This is a genomic window from Pseudomonas sp. Van50, from assembly GCF_055390755.1.
In genome coordinates, this window is the sequence record NZ_AP024343.1 from 5,434,813 (window position 1) to 5,459,873 (window position 25,061).

At 57.9% G+C, this 25,061-nt stretch carries 17 protein-coding genes, 1 tRNA gene and 1 pseudogene; 1 reads left to right on the forward strand and 18 read right to left on the reverse strand.

Going from position 1 to position 25,061, the window contains the following annotated elements; all coding sequences use genetic code 11:
• Nucleotides 1-99: 99 nt before the first annotated feature.
• The 17 genes and pseudogenes from ACZ5M5_RS23255 to ACZ5M5_RS23335 all read right to left on the reverse strand — a co-directional run bounded on the left by ACZ5M5_RS23255 (nt 100) and on the right by ACZ5M5_RS23335 (nt 22,352).
• Nucleotides 100-791: pseudogene (locus ACZ5M5_RS23255) on the reverse strand (sensor histidine kinase).
• The gene (locus tag ACZ5M5_RS23260) at nt 784-2,391 is read right to left on the reverse strand and encodes a response regulator (protein ID WP_464738044.1); all 1,608 of its coding nucleotides are present in this window, start codon (nt 2,389-2,391) and stop codon (nt 784-786) included. The pseudogene ACZ5M5_RS23255 and the gene ACZ5M5_RS23260 overlap by 8 nt, the downstream one beginning before the upstream one ends.
• 539 nt (nt 2,392-2,930) lie before the next feature.
• Nucleotides 2,931-3,254, reverse strand: a complete 324-nt coding sequence (locus ACZ5M5_RS23265; protein WP_060741027.1) for a DUF6124 family protein — start codon at nt 3,252-3,254, stop codon at nt 2,931-2,933.
• Between the two features lie 435 nt (nt 3,255-3,689).
• Nucleotides 3,690-4,310, reverse strand: a complete 621-nt coding sequence (locus tag ACZ5M5_RS23270) for a hypothetical protein (protein ID WP_464738045.1) — start codon at nt 4,308-4,310, stop codon at nt 3,690-3,692.
• 51 nt (nt 4,311-4,361) lie between these two features.
• Nucleotides 4,362-4,718, reverse strand: a complete 357-nt coding sequence (locus ACZ5M5_RS23275; RefSeq protein WP_158456133.1) for a hypothetical protein — start codon at nt 4,716-4,718, stop codon at nt 4,362-4,364.
• Nucleotides 4,719-4,872: 154 nt separating this feature from the next.
• Nucleotides 4,873-5,319 (reverse strand): hypothetical protein, encoded by a 447-nt coding sequence (locus ACZ5M5_RS23280; protein ID WP_464738046.1) that lies wholly within the window; start codon nt 5,317-5,319, stop codon nt 4,873-4,875.
• Between the two features lie 108 nt (nt 5,320-5,427).
• Entirely contained in the window at nt 5,428-6,024 is a 597-nt protein-coding gene (locus ACZ5M5_RS23285; protein WP_464738047.1) for an imm11 family protein, read from the reverse strand.
• 51 nt (nt 6,025-6,075) lie between these two features.
• Nucleotides 6,076-6,945 (reverse strand): hypothetical protein, encoded by an 870-nt coding sequence (locus ACZ5M5_RS23290; protein ID WP_464738048.1) that lies wholly within the window; start codon nt 6,943-6,945, stop codon nt 6,076-6,078.
• Nucleotides 6,946-6,998: 53 nt separating this feature from the next.
• Nucleotides 6,999-7,613: a GAD-like domain-containing protein gene (locus ACZ5M5_RS23295; protein WP_464738049.1), complete on the reverse strand. Its 615-nt coding sequence runs from the start codon at nt 7,611-7,613 to the stop codon at nt 6,999-7,001.
• 83 nt (nt 7,614-7,696) lie between these two features.
• Nucleotides 7,697-8,593, reverse strand: a complete 897-nt coding sequence (locus ACZ5M5_RS23300) for a PoNi-like cognate immunity protein (protein ID WP_464738050.1) — start codon at nt 8,591-8,593, stop codon at nt 7,697-7,699.
• A 95-nt stretch (nt 8,594-8,688) separates the two neighbouring features.
• Nucleotides 8,689-9,402 carry a hypothetical protein gene (locus ACZ5M5_RS23305; RefSeq protein WP_464738051.1) on the reverse strand — a complete coding sequence of 238 codons (714 nt, stop codon included), beginning with the start codon at nt 9,400-9,402 and terminating at the stop codon, nt 8,689-8,691.
• Between the two features lie 10 nt (nt 9,403-9,412).
• Nucleotides 9,413-9,964, reverse strand: coding sequence for a DUF6990 domain-containing protein (locus ACZ5M5_RS23310; RefSeq protein WP_464738052.1), 552 nt, complete (start codon nt 9,962-9,964; stop codon nt 9,413-9,415).
• A gap of 91 nt (nt 9,965-10,055) precedes the next feature.
• Nucleotides 10,056-10,454, reverse strand: a complete 399-nt coding sequence (locus ACZ5M5_RS23315; protein ID WP_464738053.1) for a DUF6911 family protein — start codon at nt 10,452-10,454, stop codon at nt 10,056-10,058.
• Nucleotides 10,454-19,579, reverse strand: a complete 9,126-nt coding sequence (locus ACZ5M5_RS23320) for a two-partner secretion domain-containing protein (protein WP_464738054.1) — start codon at nt 19,577-19,579, stop codon at nt 10,454-10,456. Before ACZ5M5_RS23320 ends, ACZ5M5_RS23315 begins: the two co-directional genes overlap by 1 nt.
• Before the next feature lie 45 nt (nt 19,580-19,624).
• Nucleotides 19,625-20,143 (reverse strand): toxin-activating lysine-acyltransferase, encoded by a 519-nt coding sequence (locus ACZ5M5_RS23325; RefSeq protein WP_060741021.1) that lies wholly within the window; start codon nt 20,141-20,143, stop codon nt 19,625-19,627.
• 9 nt (nt 20,144-20,152) lie between these two features.
• Complete coding sequence (locus ACZ5M5_RS23330) at nt 20,153-21,814, reverse strand: ShlB/FhaC/HecB family hemolysin secretion/activation protein (protein WP_103308568.1); 1,662 nt, start codon at nt 21,812-21,814, stop codon at nt 20,153-20,155.
• A gap of 461 nt (nt 21,815-22,275) precedes the next feature.
• Nucleotides 22,276-22,352 (reverse strand) — tRNA-Arg (locus ACZ5M5_RS23335).
• A gap of 525 nt (nt 22,353-22,877) precedes the next feature.
• Between ACZ5M5_RS23335 and ACZ5M5_RS23340 the strand changes: the two genes are divergently transcribed.
• Nucleotides 22,878-23,204, forward strand: coding sequence for an Arc family DNA-binding protein (locus ACZ5M5_RS23340; protein WP_060741019.1), 327 nt, complete (start codon nt 22,878-22,880; stop codon nt 23,202-23,204).
• A gap of 303 nt (nt 23,205-23,507) precedes the next feature.
• Here ACZ5M5_RS23340 and mgtE read toward each other — a convergent pair whose 3' ends face one another.
• Nucleotides 23,508-24,950 carry a magnesium transporter gene (gene mgtE, locus ACZ5M5_RS23345; protein WP_060741018.1) on the reverse strand — a complete coding sequence of 481 codons (1,443 nt, stop codon included), beginning with the start codon at nt 24,948-24,950 and terminating at the stop codon, nt 23,508-23,510.
• Between the last annotated feature and the right edge of the window lie 111 nt (nt 24,951-25,061).

The window sequence follows — 25,061 nt, forward strand, 5'->3', positions numbered from 1 at the left end:
TCGGCCCAGCCAATATTGAGTTGACTGATACACCGCTATCGCGAGCAAGCTCGCTCCCACAGAGGATTTGTGTTGCCAGGGATACTCAGGAGGGCCTGTTCAGGGCAAATAAAGCCGGAACACCCGCCGCCCAACACACCGCCATTGGCAATCTCGGTCCGCCCGCTCACGCCGCCGCGCTGGTGCAGCCCGGCGATTCGCGCGGCAAAGTACAGGCCCAGCCCGGTGCTGCCACTGCTGTGGTTGATGCCCTGCACATACTCGGCCTGACGCTCGATCATCTCTGGCGGATAACCTTCGCCGTCGTCATTGATGGTCAGCACCAGTTGCCCGGCTTCGTCACTCACACTGATCAGCAGCGCCTGGCGCGCATGGCGAATGGCGTTGTTGATGCAGTTGTCGAGCACCGAGGCCACCAGCTCGCGGTCGAAAAAGCCCAAGGGGCTGAGGGGATCGACATCGTAGGTGGCCATGATTCCGCGGCTGCGGAACACATCCTGATGCCCGGCCAGTTGCGCCTCGATGAAATCGTCCAGCTCATGGTAGGCCGGGTGCAACGGCAACTGGTTGACGCCGAGCTTGTACAGCCCCAGCAACTGCACCATGAGGCCATTGAGGTGGGCGAACTCGAACTCGATGACACCCTGCTCCGACGTCTGCCGCTCGGATTCGGGCAGGCGTTCGAGCCATTGCCCATGTGCCTGCATGAGCAAGGTCAGGGAGTTTTTCATGTCATGCACGGTCGACGCGATCACCGTGGAAAAATCGAGGGCCTGTTCGCTGTCATTCATCGCCAAATGCCTTGCTTCGCAGTTTTTGATAACGCGCAAAACGCGCATCGGAGTCGGGCATCATGCCCACCAGTTTCAGGCAGGCGCGGCACTCCTGCAGCAGCTCCGACTCCACGCTGGTGTCGGTGCCATGCAGCAGCGATTGCGCCATGTTCAGGGCAATACTGATGTTCTTCGGTTGCATCTTCAGCGCACGGCGGAACAGCTCCCGCGCCTCCGGCAATGCGCCGGTCTTGTAGACCCGCACGCCTTCGCGGTTCAACTCGGCGGCGGCATTGCCCTGATTGAGGATGTTCGGGTCGTCGGTGAGCTTGGCAATGCCTTGCATCACCGCCGGGTCATCACCGTAGATTTCCGCGCAGTTCTTGAGCATCGACTCCCCGGCGCTGGTCTGGCCAAGCATTTGCAACTGCTTGGCCACCAGCAACGCGGCCTCGGCGCTCATGAACTGCTCCATGCCATCGAGGCGCTGCAAGGCCTGTTCGGTGAGCTTCTCGGCGGTTTCGGCATCGTTGAGCAACAGGCTGGTGGCCTTCATCAGCCGCGCCCGGACCTGCAACCCCGGGTCGTTGAGGTTCTCCTTCGCCACGGCGCTGAGGGTGGTGTTGATCTCCAGCCGGGTGCGAGTATCGAGGCCTTTTTCGCTGCCCTTGCTGATCAGCGCGTGGGCCAGGCCGAGGTTGCTTTCCGGGTCCTTGAAGCGCGACTGCGCGCCCTGCCCGACCGCCTGGCGATAAGCCCGGGACGCCGTGTCGTAGTCTTCGTTGGTCATCGCCAACTTGCCCAACAACGACTGCCGGCGCACGGCCAGCGGCGACAGGCGCACCGCCTCTTCCAGCACATGCTGCGCCTGCTTGGTGTCACCTTCGGCCATCAACACTTCGGCCATGCCGTCGTACAACGCCGGCATCATTGGAAAGACTTTCAGGGCCTTTTCATAAACGGCCTTGGCCTGCCCCACCTGGCCGCGCTTGAACATCAACTTGCCCAGCCCCGCGTAGGCCCACGGCAACGGGCGATCCGCCAGGATGGAGTTGTACAGCCGCTCAAGGGCCTCGTTCTGATTCAGGTCGCGCAACGCATCGGCCCGATAACGCAGGCACAACGGCCCGTAGCGCGGGTCCTGCTTGCACAAGGCGATGCAGGCATTGAGCACTTCCATCGGCTTGCCGCGATCGAGGGCTTGCAGGATCGGCTTGAGCAGGGTCTTGCGCTGCTCGAGCCGCTCCAGCCGCTGGGCCAGACCAGAGCGGTTGAACGGCTTGGTCAGGTAGGCATCCGGCTCATGCTCCAGGGCACTGAGCACCATCGCCTGGCTGGTCTCGGCGGTCACCATGAGGAACACACTTTCATGGCTGATCAGCTTCTCGACCATCAGGTCTTCCAGCACCTGCTGGCCATTCTTGCGCCCATCGCCCAGGTGATAGTCCTGCAAGATGAAGTCATAACGCTTCTGCGAGCACATGCGCAGCGCCACTTCACCGGTGTCGGCGGTGTCCACGTCCTTGACGCCCAGCTCACGCAGCATGGACCGGATCGAACTGCGGAAATCCGAGAAATCATCGACGATCAGAAAACTTTTTTGGTGGTACGCCAGCATCGAGGATGTCCAGGCAAGTAAGAAAATAACCCAATGGCATAACAACGAAACGCCGTGTCACAACCCCGAGGCGCGCAGATGATAGCCACCAAAGCCTCATGATCAAGGGGTTTTCCGAACCGCTTGGCGTGGCTGTGTCGTAGCGCACATTGCGAGCCGTTTCCGCGCGCCGAAACGCTGGAGAAACCAGGGCTCATCAGGGTATCGGCAGGAAATGGCGTTCCGTTAAGAGATTGTGTGGGCAGGCTCCGAGACCTATCGGCTACCTGCCGGGAATAGAACAGTTGGACCGGGGACATGGTTAACCTGTACCTGGTCGTGAACTTGAACAGCAAGGTTGGGCGGTTCAGCCTTTAATAAAAGGCCAGCTCTTGGGCTAGGGACTGTAGGAGCTGTCGAGCGAAGCGAGGCTGCGATCCTTTGATCTTCGCCTGAAATTCAACTTTCAGGTTCAGATCACAGCCTCGCTTCGCTCGCACGCTCCTACCCAAAAACGGATTTGATCGGTCAACATTGATCAAATCCGCTTTTCTCAGCACCTATCTGGGGTCTACGACATCCAGCGCCCGGTTTGCCAACATCTGCCCCAGTTCAATCAGCTGTTGCAGTCCCAAGGCAAAATGCCGTCGAGAACCTTCCAGTTCGAACGCCAAGTCATTGGCCATGACATTGGCAGAAGCCAGGGTTTCGCTGAGGTTGGCCAGCAGGCTCTCAGCATCAATGCCCTCCACGACAGTGAATAGCTGGTCGGGAGATGACTTCTTGTCCGGCTGGGCAGGTTTGGGGTTCAGATAGGAATCGATGACACGTTCGGCGTTGGCGTCGGCCGCGATGTCCAGATGCAGCGGGGGAACGGGTGGCAGCCATGCGCAGGTTAGCAGACCGATACGTTAGGAAACCGGCGCACCCGAAGATGCCCTGCGCACAGCAGCCATAAAACTTCGAGCAATAAAATGCCCGCACTGAATGGCAGTTACCATGCGCCTAACGTGATTCCGAGCTGCTAAACCCGACCGCTGGATTGGCAGCGGCGAACAAAGACTAGGCACCGGAATCGGCAGGCGCAAGGGCTTGGGATGTTCTAGGAAATGTCCTGTAAGTCAATGGGAAACATCCCAATACAAGATATTTCGTTCTCTATCGAAACCGTCGGGGGCGTATCTTAGCCAGTGCTGGACAAGGTCGTGTTTCGCTCGTAAAAAAGAAAGAAAGGAAGGAAATATGAAAGCAAGGAATATATTTTATTTAAGAACAGAGCAATTAAATAAATCCGCCCCTTTACCTTAATCACGCTAGCTCTAGTTAGTTACAAAGAACCCACTCTCGGTGAGAGCACATCTTCCTCCAGCCCGCCAGAATCTAAAATAGGATTCCAAATCAATATCGAACTTAAACAACGGCCGCCCAATATACCAAGCAAGATAATAATCCGCAGCCAATCCATAAAGCGCCTCAAACAGCGCATAAATTTGCTCAGCATCGGAAACCCGGCTTCCTCTGATCGCATCCCCAACCTCATCAAAAATCCAATAATGAGGAATATCTTGCTGAAGCCAGTGATCCATATCGTGGCCATTAACAAAAAGCACTCGAGCCTCTTCACAAATACTGAGGATTTCGGAGTCACCGAGAACCCCACATACTCTTTCTTGCTCCTTGAGCCACTCCCGACCTAGCTGAATTAACTCATCACTTCCAACTTTAAGTCTTGGCAAGAGATACAGAGAGGAGTCCATATCTCCAGAGGCAAGAACGCGCTCAGTTCTATCAACCAACTCTTCCGAGGACGGAAAATAACTAAATATACGTCGAATCTCCTCGGAGCCACTGTGCGTTTTCAACAATCCCAAAAAGTAAGACTTATCAAAAACCGCCCTATCTTCACAGAAGGCACACCAGTCCGACAACAAAGAATTCATGTTTAGTTCTCGCCAGTTTTTGGTGAAGGCGGCAATAAATCCTCGCAGCCGTTACTCTTCGTCCCAGAATTCCCCTGGTGGTGCATATTCACCGTCCCTCAAGATAGCGCACCAACCAAAACTCCTATAAAACATCTCAAGATCAATTATTTCATAAACCCCACCCCCAATATCCTTCAGAGTAATCAGACCAGAAGCATGATGCGTATACTGACCACCCGCGCCTGCAACAGCTCTTAACTCCAATTCTTTCCGATCCCATCCCAACACCACTCCAGACGATTCAGGAATAGTTTCCGCAAAAAAAACCTCAAACTCGCTGGCGATCTTGCATACACAGGGAATCCGCTTCTGCCCAAGCAACTCATCCGTAACCAAATTCTTGGGAAATTCAATTTTCAACTTCATTACGAAGCACTCCGAGGCGCAACAACCTCACCTGTAGAATTTTTCTCAAAGAAGAAAACAGGAAAAGACCACGTTTTCTCTTTAAAAAACTGTACAGAAACGTGGGCTGTCCCCGGCTCCCCTTGCAAAAAGGAGACAGCTTTAACAATTAACATTAAGATTCTGACAAAACCGAAAATACGGATTTAAAAATATAAATCCTATCATCAACAGCTGATGATGCCTCATATATCACTTCGGTCGCTGTCATAAGCGAATTCTCTCCACCGGCCAAGGACAGCGCTGATACAACACGCGCCTGGCTAAATAACCGAAGAACTTTTACATCTGAGTTTTGCCCATCATTCAGGCTATCTTGCAAGTCAAAATACTGTTCATCTAACTGCGCAACCAAAATATCTAACCCAGAAACCTGCTCAGCCGTGAGCTTATTACCAAGACATAGTTGCCTAAGGGATTCGACAACAATAGGCACGTCTACTGGACAGGCCTGAAAAGCAAGATCACAGGCTACTTTTACCGCACTTCGTCGCTGCTCTTCACTGGAAATTTTTAGCTTTTCGACGAGGTTTTTCTGAACCATCTCTAAACGCATAATCATTGCTTAACCTTTGGCGGTAGAAAAGCCGAAAAGGGACACCCATTAGCCGGGCGAGGGAGCTTGCACCCTCGCCACAAAGGATGTTGTCAGGCTTCATCCCTCAACCAATCAGCAAATAACTTCACCCTCACCATTCACCCCCTCCAATAGCATGCCTCTGAGACCCGCACGCTCCAGCCGAAGCTTCACGTCCTCGCTAACGATCAATGCCCCCAAGTGTTTCTTGATACGAAAAATATGTTTTCCCTGGACCTTGGCAGGATCAATGACGAGATTCAGAAAAACGCTGTATTCGCCAGCTCGATCAGGTCGTACTGGATCATTGACCTCATATTTTTTGTAAGCGGAGCGTGATTCGTCTACGCAATCCAATTGGGTCTCGACAATCATCACATAGTAACAATCATGAGCTTGCTCGCCTGCAACCACCACAGGCTCGAGCACGACATTCATATACGGTTCATCAACGTCGGGAACGCCCAACAATGCATCCCTGGCTTTTTCACTCAAGACCGGCACAGAGGCATAGCCAGCCAAGGAAAAATCCAGACTCACACCTTCCTCACGAACCTCAAGGGCGTAAGTACATGGCTCCATGTACTCAGAAGGGGGGTCGATGAAGAGCCAGTTGTTGCAGTGCTTTATATCTCCCAAATACCAGCGTTCAGGAAACCGCACATCTTCCCGCAACAAGTAATACTTCATTTCAGCTCACCGCGTGTCGTTGCTTAACTGAAAAAAGGGTCGCGCCTGCGTCTAAAGCCCGAAGAAACGCTCGTAGGCCGTCTCCACCTGGACAGCAAGCTGATCAGAAATGATGACCAGGTGTTCTAGCGCAGCCGTCTCTGCGGACAATAAAGGGCTCGACACTGCCGGAACAGTTAAACCTAGCTGCTGTCGGACCTGGAAAATCGCGTGGACCTCCACAGGCAACAAATCGAAAGGCGCATATTTGAATTCAGGGTCCCAGGTCCCGCCGGCGTCTTCAGCGTGGGTTAAGTGATATTGACATAGCTCTTGCAGTGCATGAGCAAGCCCTTGCTCATCTGTCCATTCGTCTATCACGTTTTGATAAATCCCCAGATCCATCGACTTGATCTCTGGAAGCGTCTCTCCTTGCGAATAGACTGAATAAAGCCAGAGCATGAAAGGTTCGAATCGACGCTGTTCAAGATAGCTGGAATCCACGGCGCCATTGATAGTCAGCATTCCGGCCAGCACATCGGCCACGGACGCGGCCAGATCTCGACGATCAGCCACTATCAATCCGGCCAGCAAGCATCCAGCAATGCTCAATTGGTTAGTCAAATTGGGGATGGTTTTGATGCCTTGAAGAAAACTCGTTTTTGAGAAAGTCTTGGCGTTGAGCATCAGCGCCCAATAACGGTATATCATCGAGCGCGAGACGTCTTCCCAACCAGAAGCCTCTCCATCACTGACCGCGACTTCGCCCCGAATGCCGTAATATGTCGCCAGCATCCCCAACGAGTCAGCCACATTGTTCAATCCGCTTAATGAGTCGCTGGCAAGATCCTCATCAATATAGCCAAACTCTTGAGCCATCAGGCCTTCCGACTGGGAAAGCCAACGACGGTGCCGATCAAGCCGGACGTTGATTTCATCCATTTCGATACACTCCTTTTACACCAGTACGACGTCCTTCCGCTCACCGTGCTCACTCAGGACCGCATCTGTCGAAGGATCGTTAAGTGAACCTCTAAATTGCACTTAACCAACTGATCCAGCGAAGCCGTCCCTCCAAAAAACAATGCAGGCTCAAAGCCATAGACCTCACTCTCGCCAAGTGCACCCAACTTCTCCTGCGCCCGCTCAAATAGAAACTCACCTTGATGATCCTCCAGATCATAACGTTCCTTATCAGACATAGCGAAAAATGTCTGAAGGGCGAGATCCGGATCTTTATTAGGCGTTTTCAGCTTATTCATCAACGCGACGATAGACCCCGTCGGACATGAAACTACAATTTTCTGATTGTATTTCTCCCCCCAAGCATAAAGAGTCCCAAACGCGCTCCTTGCAATAACGTGGTAATTATCTATTTGTGGAAATTCAGTACCCGCGAGCCACATATCGAGCAGATGTTTATAATCATCCGGGTTCACTGTCCAGAAAAGGCCATTGGCATATCCACACCAACCCTCCTCCTGCCAATAGTCAAGCAGCGCGTCAGGGAGCACTTTACGGTACTTCTCAATTTGGGAGTCAGACACCTGTCGATGAGATGTGGCCTCCCCCATCACGCTGATGAAATACTGGAAATCTTCATCCCTCACCTTGCCGACGCTCCTTTGAGTAGTTCTGAAAAGAAAGGGGACAGACAGAGCAATCAAATAAATCCGTCCCCTTTTCAAAAACGCTAACGACGCCCCAACAACTTAGACCAAAAACCAACCTTATTCTCAACAACCACCGCAGTAGACGCTTCAACGTCCTGCCTGAGCGGGTGCGTACTCGGGCCGTCGGGCCTCAATAAATCTCCTGGATAATGTTCAAGCCCCAGGCACTGTGAATCATCCAACCCAAAAGCCTTTACCGCCGCCACGGCTTCCACGCACCAGCGACCGAAATACGCGCCGCCTTCAAAGTTCACATCACCGTAGGTGTACCAGTAGGGATGCTTGTAACTGACCGCCTGTGGATCGGAACCGGACTTCGCCCCGGTGCGTATTTCCTGATACCAGTGACTGACAAAAGCCTCCAGCTTTGAAGCTTGCGTATCCACCGACGCATCCACTGCCGCCAGCAATCGGCCATAGGGTTTGGGGTAAAGGAGAACGGCTCCCACTTTATGCTCGGGACTGCGACTCGCGATGATCCGGTCGAGCAGCACGTCCTCGCCTTCGTTGCCGATAAGGACTAGCAGCCTTCGCCATTGATCATCTGGAATGTCCAATGCCAACCCCAGGCCGACCAGCCAGAAGCAGACGATGTAATGATCGTAGTTGACGCGCCAGCTGTGACGAGTGAATTGCTGCTCCGGGGTCCAGACCGGCGCGCCCAGGCGTTCTGCCTCTTCCCAGGCATCCAGTAGCCCAGGGAAATAACGCGGCAGTTCAGCGACAGGGCATCCGGCAGAGTAGCGACTTAGCATCTGGTGCCAGTGGTCCTGGGCGATGGTGTAGACGTACTGTGGCGCGTAGTCGGGATCGCCCGCAGGGGAACGCGCGGTCTCCAACGTTTTGGCAATACGTTCGTCACCATACGCAACCCACTCCGACCAATAGCGGGAATCTCCCAGTGGCGCTCGAATCATTTAATCCCTCCCAACAGTTTGACCAGAGAAGGGACAGATCTATTTAAAACCAGGAGTAATCAAATAAATCTGTTCCCTTTTCCTAGTCCCCTTCCCTAAACCAGCCCCAAGATCGGCTTGATCCGCTCGTTCATTTCTACAAAGGCCTCATAGGAGATACTCGGGTCATCGTTGAGCACCAAATAGACCCCATCCATCAGCCGTTCGGCCATAAGACATTTACCTTGCAATCGTGCAATTACTTCATCGGGGCCATAGCCTAGGGCACGCTGGCAAAGCGCTGCATCCCAGAACTGCGCGGGGTATAACGTATAAATATTGTTGCGTCCATCAACATCTACTGCCTCGTCTTCACGCAACCGATTACAAATCGAGTTATCGTCATTCAATCCTCCCTGATAATATAGACCATAAAGATCATAGAATACTTGAGCCTTATATCCTTTAAATGCCTCAACCACCTTTGGCAAATACTCATTCACAACAAGACCATAATCAATAGCCTTATTTGATACCTTAAACCCAAAACGCAAATGCTCGTCATAGGAGGCCCTATCCTTATATATGTATCGCTCACCACGATACGCATAGTCCCCCACAAATCTAAGCCCTCTGATGGGAAGTTTAACTGTATAGGTAGCAATCAACCCGTCACCGCAACTCGGGGCGGCCGGAAGCTCAAGACCTGCGAACCCTAAAGGGGCACCAACCCGAGACATCCTATCCATGATTTCAGCATGCCGCTGTTTTATAGATAAAGTTCTGTCAGGACATGCATAAAAGCATAGTTCTATATCTGCTGCACTCATGGGATTCTGATTATTTACTTTCTTTAGCTATCATGAGTGCTCGCTCAATCATATCGGAAGTAATGTAAGGCACAAATCCGAGCCTGTCGCCCTTCTCAAAACTCTTTTTATATTCTTCTAAGCGCCCAATATCACCTGCTATTGCTAGAGCAGCCAAATGTCGGATAGGCATTGCACCTTTAGCTTCAGTTGGCAGTTTCCTATAAACCGTCAACCCCTCGTCAATATTCTGAGAGCGAGCCCAAGATATAGCCTTCTCAGACAGCCTAATAACATCATCACTAGAAAAACTAGACAGTTTCTCCGGAGCTTCATTTCTAACTATAATCGGAGCATTATCACCGCCATCACCCAATATGATAGAAACAGCCTCCGAAAACTCTTTGGACGAAATGGAGGACATAAGCGAAACCCGAAAATGGTCCGAGCGCTTACCCACAGATGGGATAATCTGAAGTTGGGCTCCTCCGACATCAGTGACACAAAAATAATCACCAACTTCATCCTTGCTACAAACCCAGCCCTGTTCACTCAAGACTGAAACAATATCTTTTTCTTCCATTACTTTGCCCCATAGAAAAGGGGACAGATTTATTTAAGAACAGCGCAATTAAATAAATCTGCCCCCTTTTCCGCTCTATTCGGCAGTCAATTCAACCCAACAAACTACGGTTAACGTTACCGGTCAGAAAAAATTCCTCAAATGCATCTTTTACGACGGAAAAGTCCAAACAGACCAGCTCACCACTCCAAGTATTACCTAGAACCTCATATTCACCACCTTTAAGCTCTGGATTAAAATAAGAACGCACAACATAATCCTCCCCATCATCTTCCCCCAAAGACAAAACATACCTACTATTATCCGAAAAAACTTGCAACAGTTGCGGCCCCACGTCTGGGCCGTCGACGACGTTTAAAGTTAGGGAACCGCCCCCCTTCCTAACCTCTTCTAAATAAAAATCAACATCTTGCCAAGCAGGTAATTTTTTATTCCCCCCACTCGCCTGTTCACCGACACCAACCACCCACGACAAAGTATAGCTCTTCATTAATTTAGCTCCTTAATAGAACGCATACCGGGCCGCCAATATAAAGTTTTACCGGTAGCAATCTCATTTATCTCAAGAGACTTTAAGCCGGCCTTCTCCGCGGCCGCCGCAATATCTCCTCGGCAATAACCACACACGGCTTGCCCCTCAACTTTTAGAGTCATAGCGGCCCCTTGGGTTTTTCCGGCATCGTAGGCTTGCTGTATGACCCCAATTTCCGCATGTGCAGTTGCCATATTTGCGTTTGGCAAAGGTTTACCAGATGATTCTATTTTTGTATTTACACGATCAGCTATCAATGTCGGCTGATCAGACTTTGCTTGAGAGCCAGGTCTGGCTGTCTGGTTAACATCGGTGAACACCTGGCCATTAATCTCACCCTCCGCCTTTACCTTCGGAGTAATTGCTTTTGCCCCAACACTGTAATCCCCCGGATTCTCGACAACCTTCCCATTAAAAGTGGTCGTCCCAGAGCCATACCCCCCCTCAAGTTTCCCGCTATACGCCCCCTCCACGCTGCTCCACTGCACCGGCTTACCAGCCGACGCTTCGGCTTTGGCAATTTTGGCCATATCGGCCATCTTTTCAAGCCCTTCCGCCCCCACCTTGATTCCGGTTTTTGCCAGTGCCACGCCGCCTTTGGCTGCCGTACCCACGCCCGTGGCAATACTGCCAACCTGCCAAACGAGCTCGCCAATATCCTGGCCCAGTTGCACGGCGCGGTCGTCGCCGCCGTTTTCAAGAGCGTCTTTCACGCGGTCGAGTTTGGCGTTGAGTTCGTTGACCACGCCATCGCCGAACTGCTTGCGGGCCTCGGGGTCGTTGATCAGGGCTTTGAGGCCGTTGATTCCGTCAACCGGATGGAGGAGGAATTGCGCCAGACCCTCGACGTCGCTCCAGCCCGCTTGCACCAGGCCTTTGCCCACGCCGAAGCGGGTCAGTACGTCTTGCTTCTGGTTGATGTACCCCCATTTGGCGATCACTTGCGCCTTCGCCAGCAGCCCATCGGCCTCGCTGTATTCCTTCTCGGCCTGGACCAATTGCTGGGTCGCCAGCCAGTTGTTGTCCACCGCGGCGCCGGCCGCGCTGGTGGCGGTGGCCGGGTCCAGCGAGGAGCTGGTGGCCGCCAGCCCAGTGACGATGCTGACAATCAGGTTGCGCTTGGCTTCGCGCTGGGCTTCGCTTTCATCGGGGCTGGCTTCGGAGAACAGGCCGGTGAGCAGGCTCGATGCCGCCGCGCCCGCGGCGCCGCTGCCACAGCTCTGGCTGCTGGCGGCGGCACCCGCGCAGGCGACGATGCCGTGCAGGGCGGCGTGCAGCGGCGAGCCTTCGGTGAGCTTGCCGTCCGCCACCAGGTCGCCGATGTAGCCGGCGCCCTGCTGTTGCACGTAATTGACCACCAACCCTTGGACGAACGCACTGTTGCCGCCACTGATATTGCCGCTGGCCGCGCCCACCAGGGCGGTGGTGATCTGCCGGTAGGTACCGCCCGCGCCCCACTTGTCGGCGATGCCGCTGGCTTCGGCATTGAGGCGCTGAGCATTGCCGAGCAGCGCCAGGCGTTCGGTGTCGGTGAGTTGGGCGTTGGGGTCCAGGGCCGCTGCCTGAGCCGCCTCGGCCTGTTTGCGCTTGAGGTCGACTTCCTTGGCCTTGTTGGCGAGCAAGGTGCTGGCCTCGTTGGCGAACGCTCCGACGATCTCGAAACCGGCACGGATTTCGTCTTCGTCGAAGATCGGCTTGAGCGTGTTGGTGGTGTCGCGGTCGCTGGAGACATCGCGGTTGAGGCTGGCGACGGTTTGCTCGCCATTCTTGCCGGTGCGCTTCTGTTGCTCGGCATCGTTGCTGATGACGATGGTGCCGCCGCTGATGCCGCTGCGGGTGACGCTGCTGGCGTCGTCGCTGGCACTGATGGCAATCGGCATGGTGGCACTGAGGTCGTTATCGTTCTTCGGCAAATCGGTGCCAGGGGTTTGCGTGCCGCCGCTGGTGGCGTTGCCCTGCTGGTCCTTGCCGACTTCGCGATAGCCGCCCCCGACGCTGACGGTGCTGGCGTCGTACTCGGCCTTGTTCTTGATGTCGCGGCTGGTGAGGCTGGCGGTGACCAGGCGATTCTTGCCGTCCTGCACCGCCTTGTCGCTGCTGGCAATGATGCCGCCAACCAGGTCGGTGTTGCCACCCACGCGAATGTCGAAGCCGTCGTCCCCGGCCTTGATGCCCGATTGCTCGGTCACGCTGGCGTAGTTGGAATCGATATCCGTGGCACCGAAGCTGCCACTGGCGCCGCTGACCGAACTCATGCCGTAGCAGAACGGCGGAATGCACAGACTGATGCCAAAGCCCAGGCTCTTCTCATCGACCACGTAGGTGTTGGTGTCTTGCAGGCTTTCGATGTTCAGGTCGCCGCCGATGTCGGCCAGGACCTGTTTGCCACTGGCCACCGCGCCTTTGAGGTTGGTGTCGCCGCCGGAGGCCAGCAGCAACTGGTTGCCGGCCTGGACATGGGTATTGGTGTGGGTGAGTCCATCGCCATCCGCCTGGCCGCGACTGCCGGATGCCCCCAGGTCCAGGGTGAAACCGTTGCGGGTGCCGCCCAGGGAAAAGCCGATGCCGATGCTCGCGCTGGTGCCTTTGCTGTCGGTTTCCTGCTTGTCAGTATTGCGCGCGGCGAGCAGGTTGATGTCACCGTCCGCCAGCAGGCTGGCGTTGCGTCCGGCCTTGATATCGCTGCCTTGCACGGTGATGTTGCTGGCGGCCCCAGCGCCCGTGGCGCGCAGGCGGATGTCATTGCCGGCGGTCATGGTCGAGCCGGCCGCGCTGTCGCTGGTGTAGGTGGTGGTACTTTCGTTCTTCTTGGTGCCCAGCGACAGGCTGATGTTGATCCCACCCGCCGAACCCGGGTCCATCGCCACGGCAGTCGCCGCGTTGTTGGCGGCCAGCACGGCGGTGGCGGCGGCCAGGGCCTTCATGCGCCCGTCGTCGGTTTTCTCCGAGGCCTGTTTCATTTGCTGGGACGTCTGGATCGCGCTGATCACCGGGTTGGTCACGGTGAGGGTGAACCCGGTCTGCTTGAACAGGGTTTCACGCTCGCGTTCGCGGGTGTTGCGCGCCTCGACGACGTCGATGGTCTGCGCCGTGACGTCGATGTTGCCTTGTGGCGCCGACACCTGGCTGCCCACCTGGCGATAGCCCTTGCCCGCTTCGATCAACACATCGCCGGCGGTCGAGCCGACGGTGCTGGCCGCAGCCGTGTGTTCGGTGGTGAGGTCCTTGACGCTCTGTTGCTGGGTCCCCAGGGTGACGGCGATGCCACCGCCGCTGAACAGGCCGCTTTTCTTCACGGACTTGTCGTGGCGCTCGCTGCTGCTGGCGGTGTCGGCTTCGATGTTGACGTTGTTGTCCGCCACCAGAACCGTCTGGGTCGTGGACACCACGTTACTGCCCTTGAGGTTGATGTCGCGACCGGCCTGCACATAGGTCTGCTCGCCGCTCAGGGTGGAGCCTTCGACCGAGGTCTGGCTGATCGTGTCACGGGTGGTGGTGGTCTTGCTGGAGAACATCCCGTTGCTGCCTTTGACCTTGTGCGCTTCATCGGCGAACTGGTAGTTCTGGCCGGCGGTCAGGTTGACGTCGCGCTTGGCCTCGGCAAATACCGCGCCTTGCTCGCTGGTGACACGGGCGGCGCGGGCGTTGAGGTCCTGGCCTGCGCTCAAGCGCACGTCGCCCTGCCCTTGGACCAGGGAGCCGACTTCGGTCCGGCTGGCGTCCTTGCGCCAGTTGCTGCTGTTCCAGGTCAGCCCTTGCTCGTGCGCTTCGCCGACGGTGGCCAGGTTGATGTTCTTGCCCGCCTCCAGCAACGTGCTGCCGCCCTTGCCGGCATTGACCACCTGGGCCCCGGTGAGGTTGAGGTCGTTGCCGGCGCTCACGCCCATCGTGTCCTGGGCGCCGCTGACGAACAGCCCGGCGACCCGCGACAGGTTGGTGCGGGTGCCTTGGGCACTGCTGCTGTCCCGGCTGCTGGAGATGACGTTGATGTCCTGCCCGGCCTTGACCGACAGGCTGTCCACGGCACCGATCAGACCGCCGAGGTTGTTGAGGTTTTCCCGCGCGGTGAGCGACGCCTTGTCGGCCTGGATGCGCCCACCGAGGTTCTCGATGTTTTGCGCGGTGATCGCCATGACGCTGCGCCCGGCGAGGCTGCCACTGTTGACCAGGTCGCCGGCGATGTTCAGGTTCAACTGCTGCCCGGCAATCAGGGCGCCGGAGCCGTTGAGGTCGCCCTCCTGGACCCGTACGTACACTTGCGGCACCAGCACGTTGCGGGTGTCGCCGTTGGCCAGGGTCACCTGCTTCTGCACCAGCCAGACAATGTCGCTGGTCAACTGGGCCATCTGCGCGGAGGTCAGGGCCACGCCGGGCACCAGTTGCCATTGGCTGGCGACGGTCACGGCGTTGTCGATCAGGGCACGGTATTGCGCTTCGTCATTGGCGTAGCCGTCGAGGAAACGCCGGCCGGTGAGTTGCGCCACTTGCTCGCGAATCAGCTTCTGCTCATAGAAGCCGTCGCCCAGGCGTTGTTGCGTCAGTGCCGGGTCGACTTGCAGGCGCTGCAACATGTAGTCCGACGACAGCCAGGTGCGATAGCTGGCAAAACGCGGATCGGTTTCGATCAGGTAGCTACTGGTGCTCTGGGGGTTGGTGCTGAACAGGCTGTTGTTCGGCAATGCCAGGGATGGCCCGCCGCTGCGGATCTGCTCGGCCACGCCCTTGCTGTTCAGGGTGGTCTGGGCCGCGACCTGAACGATGGGCGCCACTTGATAGGTCCTGTCGACCGGGGCGCTGACCGTGCCTGTGGCGGCGATCTGCTCGCTGACGCCCTGTGCGGCGCGGGCACTGATCTGGGTGCCGGTACCGTTGCCAGCGGCGTTCTGGGCGAACACGGTCGGTTGCAGGGTGATGTCCTGAATCAAGGGGGCAGGCGTGTAGGCCGTGACGGCTGTTCCTTGGCGGTCCCGGCCCTTGCGCTGGATGCGATAGAAATTCGTAGCGGTGCCACTGTCGGTGGTGGTGCGCTGGCCGGTCAGTTCGGTGTTGGTCAGGCTGGCAATGTTGGCCTGCAACAACCCACCGGCGATGATGCGGCTCTTGTCGTTGAGCACATCGCCTGCGTTGATCTGCATCGTCCCGCCAGAGAGGATCTGCGCCGGTGCCGAGGTGGCGATCTGGGTTTCCTGGACCACGCGGGTGTAGTCGTAGCGGTTCCAGTTGTCTTTGCGCCCCTCAGGCGTGTTGAGGTAATAGACCTCATCGTGACTCAGGGCAATCTGGTCACCCTGGTAGCGGTTCGGCGAACCGCTGAGCTGGAACTCCTGCAAGGCCGTGCGGCTGATTTCCACCTGTTGAGTGCTGAAGTGTTCATTGGTGTTGCGCACGCTTTGCACATCGAGCGACAGGTTGCCGAGGGCCTCGATGGTCGCGCTGGCGTTGGTCAGCAGTTGGGCCCGGTCCTGGGCCTTGTCAGTGGCGCTCAGCGCACCGCCGATGGCGAGGTCCCCGGCACTGAAGATCAGCGCCTGTTCGCGGTTGTCCAAGGTGCCGGTGCCAATGTCCAGCGATTCGCGGGCGGCGATGGTCGCGGCGACACCGTTTTCATCGCGGTTGCTCAGTGCCGAGGTGGCGATCGCCAATCGATCACCGTACAGGCGCCCGGTGCCCAGGTTATTCAGCGACAGCGCTTGCACACGCACTTGCTGGCCGTCGATCAGGCCACGGTTGGTCAGGCTGTCGTTGATGTTCAGGCGAACCTGACCGGCGCTGATCTCGCCGTTGGCGGCGTTGTCCAGCGTCTGCGAGTGCACCAGCAGGAGATTGCCCGCCAGCAGTTTTCCGCTGTTGTTGAAAGCCCCATCGGTGCTCAGGTCAACCTTGTTATTGGCCTGGATCTGTCCACTCAGATCCAGGCCACTTTGCAGGCTGAACGTCAGGTCGCCCAGGCTCAGGGCCCGACCGGTGCCCGCGTAATAGGCGGCGTTGAGGGACAACAGGCTGCCGGCGAGCAAGGTTCCGTCGAGGTTGTGCACCGACTGGCGACGTTGCGCCGGATCGCGGTCGGTGATGGTCAGGCCGGCCCCCGAGGAAATCAGGCCGCCCTGGTTATCCAACGCTTGGCTGACACCGATGGACAACCCTTGGTCGGCGCGCACGGCACCGGCCTGGTTGCCGAAGGTGTTGAGCGCCAAGCTCATGGCGCGGCCTTCGAGCCCCTGATTAGCACCTTGGGTGGCGCTGTTGTCGAGCACGTCGGCAGTCACGCCCAGGGTGCCCGCGCTGCGCACCAGTCCGCCCTGGTTGTTGAGCGTCTCACCCAGCACCAACTGGACATCGCCGAGGCCCTGCAACTGACCGCCGCGGTTATCCACCCGGGCGCCTTCGACCTGAACGCTCTTCTGGCCAATGATCTGGCCGCCACTGCCGTTGGTAAGATCGGTGGCCTTGAGCACCAGCGCGCCCTTGGCACCGAGGAAACCGGCGCTGTTGTTGAAATGGGCGCTGTGGATTTCCACCGCGTCCTGGCCGCTGATGCCTTGGGTGGTGCCGGACTGAAGGTTGTTCAGCGCCTGGCTGCCGGTGTCGATGAACAGCTTGCCCTTGGCCTGGATCAGGCCCGCTGCGTTGCGCAACTCACCGCTGCGCAGGTCGAGGGTCGCGCCGGCATTCAACGTGCCCTGGCTGTTGTCCATCAGCAGGCCGTGGCTGTTCAGGTCCAAGGCCTGGCCACTGATCACCCCGCCCTGGTTATTCAAACCTTGGGCCGACAGCGTGATATCGCCCAGTGCTTCAAGGCGCCCGCCGCTGTTGTTCAGCGCATCTGCCGAGACACTGACCAGCAACCCGGACTTCACCGAGCCCAGCACGCCGTTGGTGTTATTCAACTGCCCGGCGATGATCTGCATGCGCTGGGTCGCGGCCAGCGTGCCACCGATGTTGTTCAAGCGATCGAAGGTTGCGTCCAGCTCACCGCCGGCACTCACCGTGCCTTGGGTATTATCCAGCGCCTCGCCGCTGACCTTTGTCGTACCGCTGGCGGCCAGCGTCCCGCCGCCGTTATTGATCTCTTTGTCGGCCGTGACGGTCAACGCACCGTTATCGGTGGCGAGGACTTTGCCGCCCTGGTTGTTCAACGTGCCGACCTTCAAGACCACCGCTGCGGGACTGCTGACTTGCCCGGTCTGATTGTCGAAGCGTTCACGGGCGGTGACCTGCAACGGTTGCGCGCCAGTCTGGAGAATGCGTCCACGCTGGTTGGACAGGGTCGTGGTGTCGAGCGTGATCTGTTGGCCTTGGGTCAGGCCGTCATCGACCACCACCTCACTGGCCTTGACGCTCAACTTGCCATTGCTCGCCAGGGTGCCTTTGCTGCCGGCCAACTGGTTGGCCTGGATGTCCAGGGTACCTTTGCCAGCGTGCTCGACCTTGCCTTCGCTGTTGTCGAGGCGATTGGCGCCAAGCTTCAGGTTGCCGGCGTTGGAGGCAATCCGCCCACTGCTGTTGTCGAGCGTAGCGGCGGCGGTGATCGAAGTATCGGCGGTGCCGGTCTGCACCAGTTCACCGCCGGCATTGGACACATCCCGCGCGCTCAATTGCAGGTTGCCAGCGCTGACTTTAGCCCCATCGGTGCGCAGGGTCTTGGCCGCCTTGGCGGTCAGCACCTGGGTCGCATCGACTTGGCTAGCACTGAGGTTGGCATCGCCGGAACTGGCCGTCAGAGTGACGTTGCGGCCCAGGGTCTGGCTGCCGCTCAGGTCCAGGTCAGCGGCCCCGACGCCGAGATCACCACCGGCAAGGTTCTGGCCTTGCGCCTTGATCGTGGTGGCCCGCAGCGCAAGGTTGCCACTTTTGCCCAGCTTGCCGTCCGCACCAACGCCCGCCGCCAGGCTCGAGGCCTTGGTGCTGCGAATGGTCTTGGCGGTGAGTGTGGTGTGGTTCTGGCTGGCAACGGTGCCGCTGTTGTCGATATCACCGACGCTGTCGAGCCTCAGGTCGCCCTTGGCGTAGAGCGTGCCGCTGTTTTCAACGCCGGCGGCAGTGATTTGCGTTGCCGTTGTGCTGCTGATCGCACCTTGGTTTTGCAATTTGCCGTCGGCGCTGATCACCACCTCGCCAGCCATGGCGCCGATCTGCCCGGCGTTGCGCACCCCCACGCCGGACTCCGTGCCCACCAGCATGATCTTCCCGGCATACATGCCGCCGAGCTTGGCAACGTCGATGGCAACGGTGGGTTTTTCTCCTTCGGCGCCTGGCAGCGGCGTGGCCTGGGTGTTGTCGGCATTGACCTGATTACGTCCGGCGGTGACCTTCAAGTCGTTGGCCCACACCCCGGCGTTGACCTGCACCGAGCGGGCAATCAGGTCCGTGTAATCGGCCTCACGGGCATCCAGGCCTTTGCCTTCGATGTTGATCGCGCCGCCCTGCACGGTGTAGCCCGTGATGCGACCGTTCTCCAACTGCGCCCGGCCGGTGCTGAGGGTGGCCCGGTCGGCGTTGATGAAGCCGCAACCGTTGCAAGTGATACCGGATGGGTTGGCGATGACCACTTCGGCACGCTGGCCGGCGACTTCGACGTAACCGCGCAATTGGCTGGGGTTGCTGGAGTTGACTTCGTTGAGAATGACCCGCGCGCTGCCATTGCCCAACATCGGGTTGCCTTCGATCCAACCGCCCAGTTTCGTCTGGCTGTTGCCCGTGCCGTTGTTGAGGATCACCCCCCGGCTATCGACGTCGAACTGGTTGTAGGTGTTGCGCGAGACACCGCCGGCGCTGGGCGCGCGGATATTCACCTGCGGCGTACCGTTGGCGCTTTGTATCACCGTCGGCCGTTGGCCCGCCGGAGCGCCTGGGTCGGCGACGATGGTGCCGGCCCAGGTCGGTGCCACGCTCAAGGACACCAGGCCAATCGCTGTCATCACGGCAAAGCGCAACGCCCCCAGTGTCGCCGTGCAAGCCGCTGCGCCCGTCGTCGGCCCGGAGCGGGTCCCCGGCGCCTTGACCTGGCTGGTGACGTTCTCGGCCACGACCATCAACAGCCCGCGGGCCTTGTTGAAAACGATTCGGTACAGATGCTTGTTCATAGCAATTCCATTTGCGGAGCCTGCCCGCACGACCAGTGGTTGGAGTTACGCTTCGACTGCCAGCGGGTGAGCGGCAAACCAGGCCTGGGCCTGTTCGGGGATGACCCCGATCCCTTGGAATGTCTTGACCCGCAGGCCACGCTCGTCGCCTCGGTGATAGAGGGCCCGGGCGCAGCGATCGATGAAAAGGTGACGTTGCAACAGGCGGCTCAATACCGCCGTGTGGCCAAAGGGGGCGACCCAGTCGTTGAGCCAGAGACGTTCGCCGCTGTTCCAGTCCTCTTGGCTCAGCGCCAGCGGCGACTGGCGCAGGTAACGTTGCTCTGCCGCCTCGTCGAGGTTGAGCCAGGACAGGTAGAACACCGGCTTGCCGTGTTCGGAGCCGAGCACGAACTGGCGATGCTTGAGCGCCGGTAACAACAATGTCGGCAAGGTGTGCAACGGCGCATCGCGATGGGCCTTGGAATGCATCCACAACCAGGTGGCGGAGCCGAACACCGCGGCTTCGCTCCAGGGTTCGTCGATCAGGCCAGGAGCGATAATGTCTAGCGTCTCGAACTGCATGGGATCACCTCAGAATGACCAGATGACGGTGAACGCGCTGGTCACGTTGGCCGTCTCGAAACCATCGGGTTTCTTCAACGGCGTACCTACCGACCAGTCATAGGACAGGCCCTTGTAACCGCCGCGTATACCCACCACGGCCCCCGCCAGGCGCTGGCCGATCAGGAACTCACTGGACTGGCCGCTGACTTCGCCATAGTCGATGCCGGTGTAGAGCTCCTGGCCGGTCTGGCCCAGGGACAGGCCGATTTCGTTGCGCAGGGTCCAGCCACGGTCAGCGGAAAGAATGTTTTCACCATCGAAGCCGCGCACGCTGTAGCGCCCGCCGATGGAGAAGCGATCCTGGGGCACCAACGGCGTACGGTTCCATTGCGCGCGCCAGCCACCGATGTAGCGCAGGCGCTGATCGCCGACCTGGAACGGCACCTGCAATTGGGCATCGGCGGTGATGATCTGCGAGCGCGACGTACCGGCGTCGAAATCTTCCTCAGGTGCCCTGAGCGCGTCGTGGGCACCGGTGCCGCGACGATAGGCGACGCCCAGGTCAAGAATCGAAGCGCCAATGAACTCCCTATGGTCCAACCCCAACTGCCAGCCAGCCATGCGGCGCTTCTGGTTGCCGACCTCGGTGTCGTCGATGAAGTTCTCCGACGAGCGCGTCCACAGGCTGCCCCAGGCGGTGGTCTTGCGAACGGCGTCGCGGTACAGCAGGCGCGACAGGCGCACCTCGTTGTTACGACTCTCGCCTCGGTACTGATAGGACTGGTTAGCGCCGGCAACGGACTGTTCGTAGTTGTATTCACTGCTGGTGAACCCCAACTGCCAGTAACCGAACGGCAGCGAATAATGCAGCGTGCTGCCATCGGAACCGCGGTGCCCGGACTCGCCGCCGCCCAAGTCATGGTTGACGCTGGCGTAGAACAAATCGTTGAGTGACAGCAGGTTGTCCAAGGACAGCGATACGTTGCCCTGGTATTTGCCCGTGCTCTTGCTGCCGGAATTGTCCACCGACAGGCTCACCCGGGCGGGGAACCGCTGGCTCCAGGCGATCACCACGTCGCTCTCACCGGGCCTGGCGTCGGCGGCACGGGCTGGCGCGATCTTGATGTCGGCCTCAGCGGTCGGCACGCGCTTGAAGTTCTCCAGCGCCTGCTCGATGTCGCGCAAGTTGAGCAGGTCGCCAGGACTGGCCGGCATTGCGTTCCAGGCATTGGCGCGGGCGCTGGTGCCCTCCTCGAAACGAATCTCGCGAATGCGCCCTGGCACCAGGGTCAACACCAGCACCCCACTGTTCAAGTCCTGGGCTTCGGCGAGTACGCGAGTGGTGACGTAGCCGGCCTCGATGATCGCATTCTGCATGCGCTTCATCGTCAGGTTGATCCCGCCGCCACCGAGGCAACGACCGATGGCGGGATCATCCTTGGGATTGGCGGCGCGCAACGCCCACTGGAATTTTTCCGACGCCTCGCCGATCAGGCGGATGTCATTGATGGCAAAGCAGGGACTTTCCTTGGCGGGCAAGCGCTCGGCACCTTCACCCACGGGTGCTGCCTGCAGACGCACGTCGGGCCGGGACTCCAACTGATCGCGCAAAACCCGTTCGCGCTCTTGCTGGCGCAGCAGTTCTTCTTCAGGTCCGGCCGCCTGCGCAGCGCTCCACGCGCCCGTCATCCACGCCGCTATCAGCAGCAGGGCGAGACGCTTGGCGTTCTGTGCGGATGAACGGGTTCCACCAGCACAACGGCGAGGGCTGTTCGGTTTACGCGTTCGGCAGGGTGCGGCTGGCTGCATGTCACATCCTTGTGGCCTGAATCGAAGACACGGTGAGTCAGGCCCGCCGGAAGCGGCATTGACACTGACACAGATAAATAACGAGGTACGTAATCCATCGGAAACGAAGGAAAAGTCCTACAACGTACCGAGACGGTCTGATAGCAGAGTGGGGAGAAAGTTTCGTGTTATCGAAATATGCTCGATACAAATGGGTAAAAATGGGCAGCTGGTCACAGCTTGGGGGAATGAGGAGCTGTGCGAGGCAGGAACGACGCGCTCAAGCCGGGGTCGTTCATCTGGAGAGGGGGCAATGCAACCAGGAAAAGTCAGCGGCATGTGCGCTAACCCACTGTTTATAATGGTGTCCCAGGGCAGGTTCGAACTGCCAACCTTCCCCTTAGGAGGGGGATGCTCTATCCAATTGAGCTACTGAGACACGAGCGACCACAAGAAACGCGGTGCGCGGGACGGCGTGCATGGTAACGACCTGCCCTGCGTTTGTCATGTCGTCGCTGTTTTTTAAGTGTAGGCAAATGGTACCGCGCGGAAGGCTGACAAGGCCAAGCGGTTGGCCCCGGCCGCCATTCATCTGCCCCTGGCGTGTTTATCCTAGTAAATCGGCCATTTGCCACTATCCTATACAAGACAGGGACGACAAGCGTTTTGGTCCATTTCCGTTATCCGCCAGACGGTATGGCACAACGACACGATCCGATGGTCACAAATGCGAACCTGTTGTTTTTTTCCAACCAGTCCGCATTTTTTGATGAAAGGTGCTGGCATAACGCCTTTACCCGGATCAGAATTTGTCACAGAATTGGCGCCAATGATCTGGCAATTTTGAGGCATGATGCGGGCCTCTTAACAATTCAGGTTGAACATTTGGCAGTGGAGCTTGTCCTATCGACATCCTGCGGCCAATCCCGAGAACCGCTCCCCTGAACTAACCGGTTAAATAAATATGCGCCCAATGACAAAGGCAATTTATTCCAGCCGTACGGCTGACAAGTTCGTCGTACGTCTGCCAGACGGAATGCGGGAACGCATTGCCGAGGTGGCTCGTAATCATCATCGCAGCATGAACTCTGAAATCATTGCGCGCCTGGAGCAAAGTCTGATTCAGGAAGGCGCCTTGGGTGAAGAGTTGAGCATGCGCCTGGACAGCCCGGAGCTGTCTTTGCATGAACGCGAGCTGCTTCAACGCTTCCGACAACTCTCCCACCGTCAGCAGAACGCCCTTGTTTCGCTGATTGCACATGACGTAGAGATGGCCGCAGAAGCGACCTGATCACAGCCAAAACACTCAAGCCAGCCTCGTGCTGGCTTTTTTGTGCCTGGCGTTTGCCCAGGCCCGATAGAAGCAATTGGTCAATCACCCGCAACCCCATGTGGGAGCGAGCTTGCTCGCGATAGCGCTGGCGCCGTTGCATAGCGGCTGGACCTGCCAGCTGCTCTTGCTTTGAACGCTTGATCTCGACGCCCACCAATCGAAAGAAGCGCAAAAAAACGGCGCTTCCCATTTCTGAAAGAAGCGCCGTTTTTTCCAAGTGAACAGTTTCACGCCAAACAGGCGGGTTTCTCGATGAGCGATTCAGAGCAGGAAAATCGTCGCCAACCCCAGGAAAATGAAGAACCCGCCGCTGTCGGTCACAGCAGTAATCATGACACTGGCACCCATGGCAGGATCGCGCCCCATGCGGGCCAGGGTCATGGGGATCAAGACCCCCATCAATGCCGCCAGCAACAGGTTGAGCGTCATTGCGGCCGTCATGACCACTCCCAGCGACCAGCTGCCATAAAGCAGATAAGCCACCACACCAATCACCCCACCCCAAATCACGCCATTGATCAAGGAGACCGCCAGTTCCTTGCGCATCAATCGCGATGTATTGCCGGTGCTGACCTGGTCCAGCGCCATGGCACGGACGATCATGGTGATGGTCTGGTTACCGGAGTTGCCACCGATACCGGCGACGATGGGCATCAGCGCCGCGAGCGCCACCAGCTTCTCGATGGAGCCTTCGAACAGGCCGATGACCCGGGAAGCGACAAACGCCGTGATCAGGTTGATCGCCAGCCAGGCCCAGCGGTTACGCAGGGACTTCCAGACCGAGGCGAAGATGTCTTCTTCTTCGCGCAGACCGGCCATGTTGAGGACTTCGCTTTCGCTTTCTTCACGAATCAAGTCGACCATTTCATCGATGGTCAGACGGCCGATCAACTTGCCGTTCTTGTCGACCACCGGTGCGGAAATCAAGTCATAACGTTCGAATGCCTGGGCCGCATCGTAGGCGTCTTCGTCCGGGTGGAAGCTCACCGGATCGCTGGCCATGACCTCGGCCACCTGCTTTTCCGGGTCGTTGACGAGCAAACGCTTGATGGGCAGCACGCCCTTGAGCACACCGTCGTAGTCGACCACGAAAAGCTTGTCGGTATGGCCGGGCAGCTCCTTGAGACGACGCAGGTAACGCAAGACCACTTCAAGGCTGACATCCTCGCGGATCGTCACCATCTCGAAGTCCATCAACGCACCGACCTGCTCCTCGTCATAGGACAACGCCGAGCGCACACGCTCACGCTGCTGGCCGTCGAGGGCTTCCATCAGTTCGTGGACAACGTCCCGTGGCAGTTCGGGCGCAAGGTCGGCGAGTTCGTCGGCGTCCATTTCCTTGGCCGCCGCCAGCAACTCATGATCATCCATGTCGGCGATCAGGGTTTCACGAACCGAGTCCGACACCTCGAGCAGGATGTCACCATCTCGATCAGCCTTGACCAACTGCCAGACCGTCAGACGCTCTTCCAGGGGCAAGGCTTCAAGAATGTAGGCGACGTCGGCGGAGTGCAGGTCATCGAGCTTGCGTTGCAACTCGACGAGATTCTGCCGGTGGACCAGGTTCTCGACCCGGTCATGATTCGGGCCTTCCTGGCGATGCGTCAGGTCTTCGACGACCCGCTGGCGCTGCAGCAGCTCAACGACTTGAGCGAGACGATCCTGAAGGCTTTCCTGCGTTTTTTTTACTTCTACTTGGGTCATAGGCGAACTCCACTCCCAGCAGTGGAGCACGCCGGAAGGATCAATCAGTTAATTCATGATTGGCAAAACTAAATATTGAGTAACTACTGGGTAAGTCCATGGAGATATTCC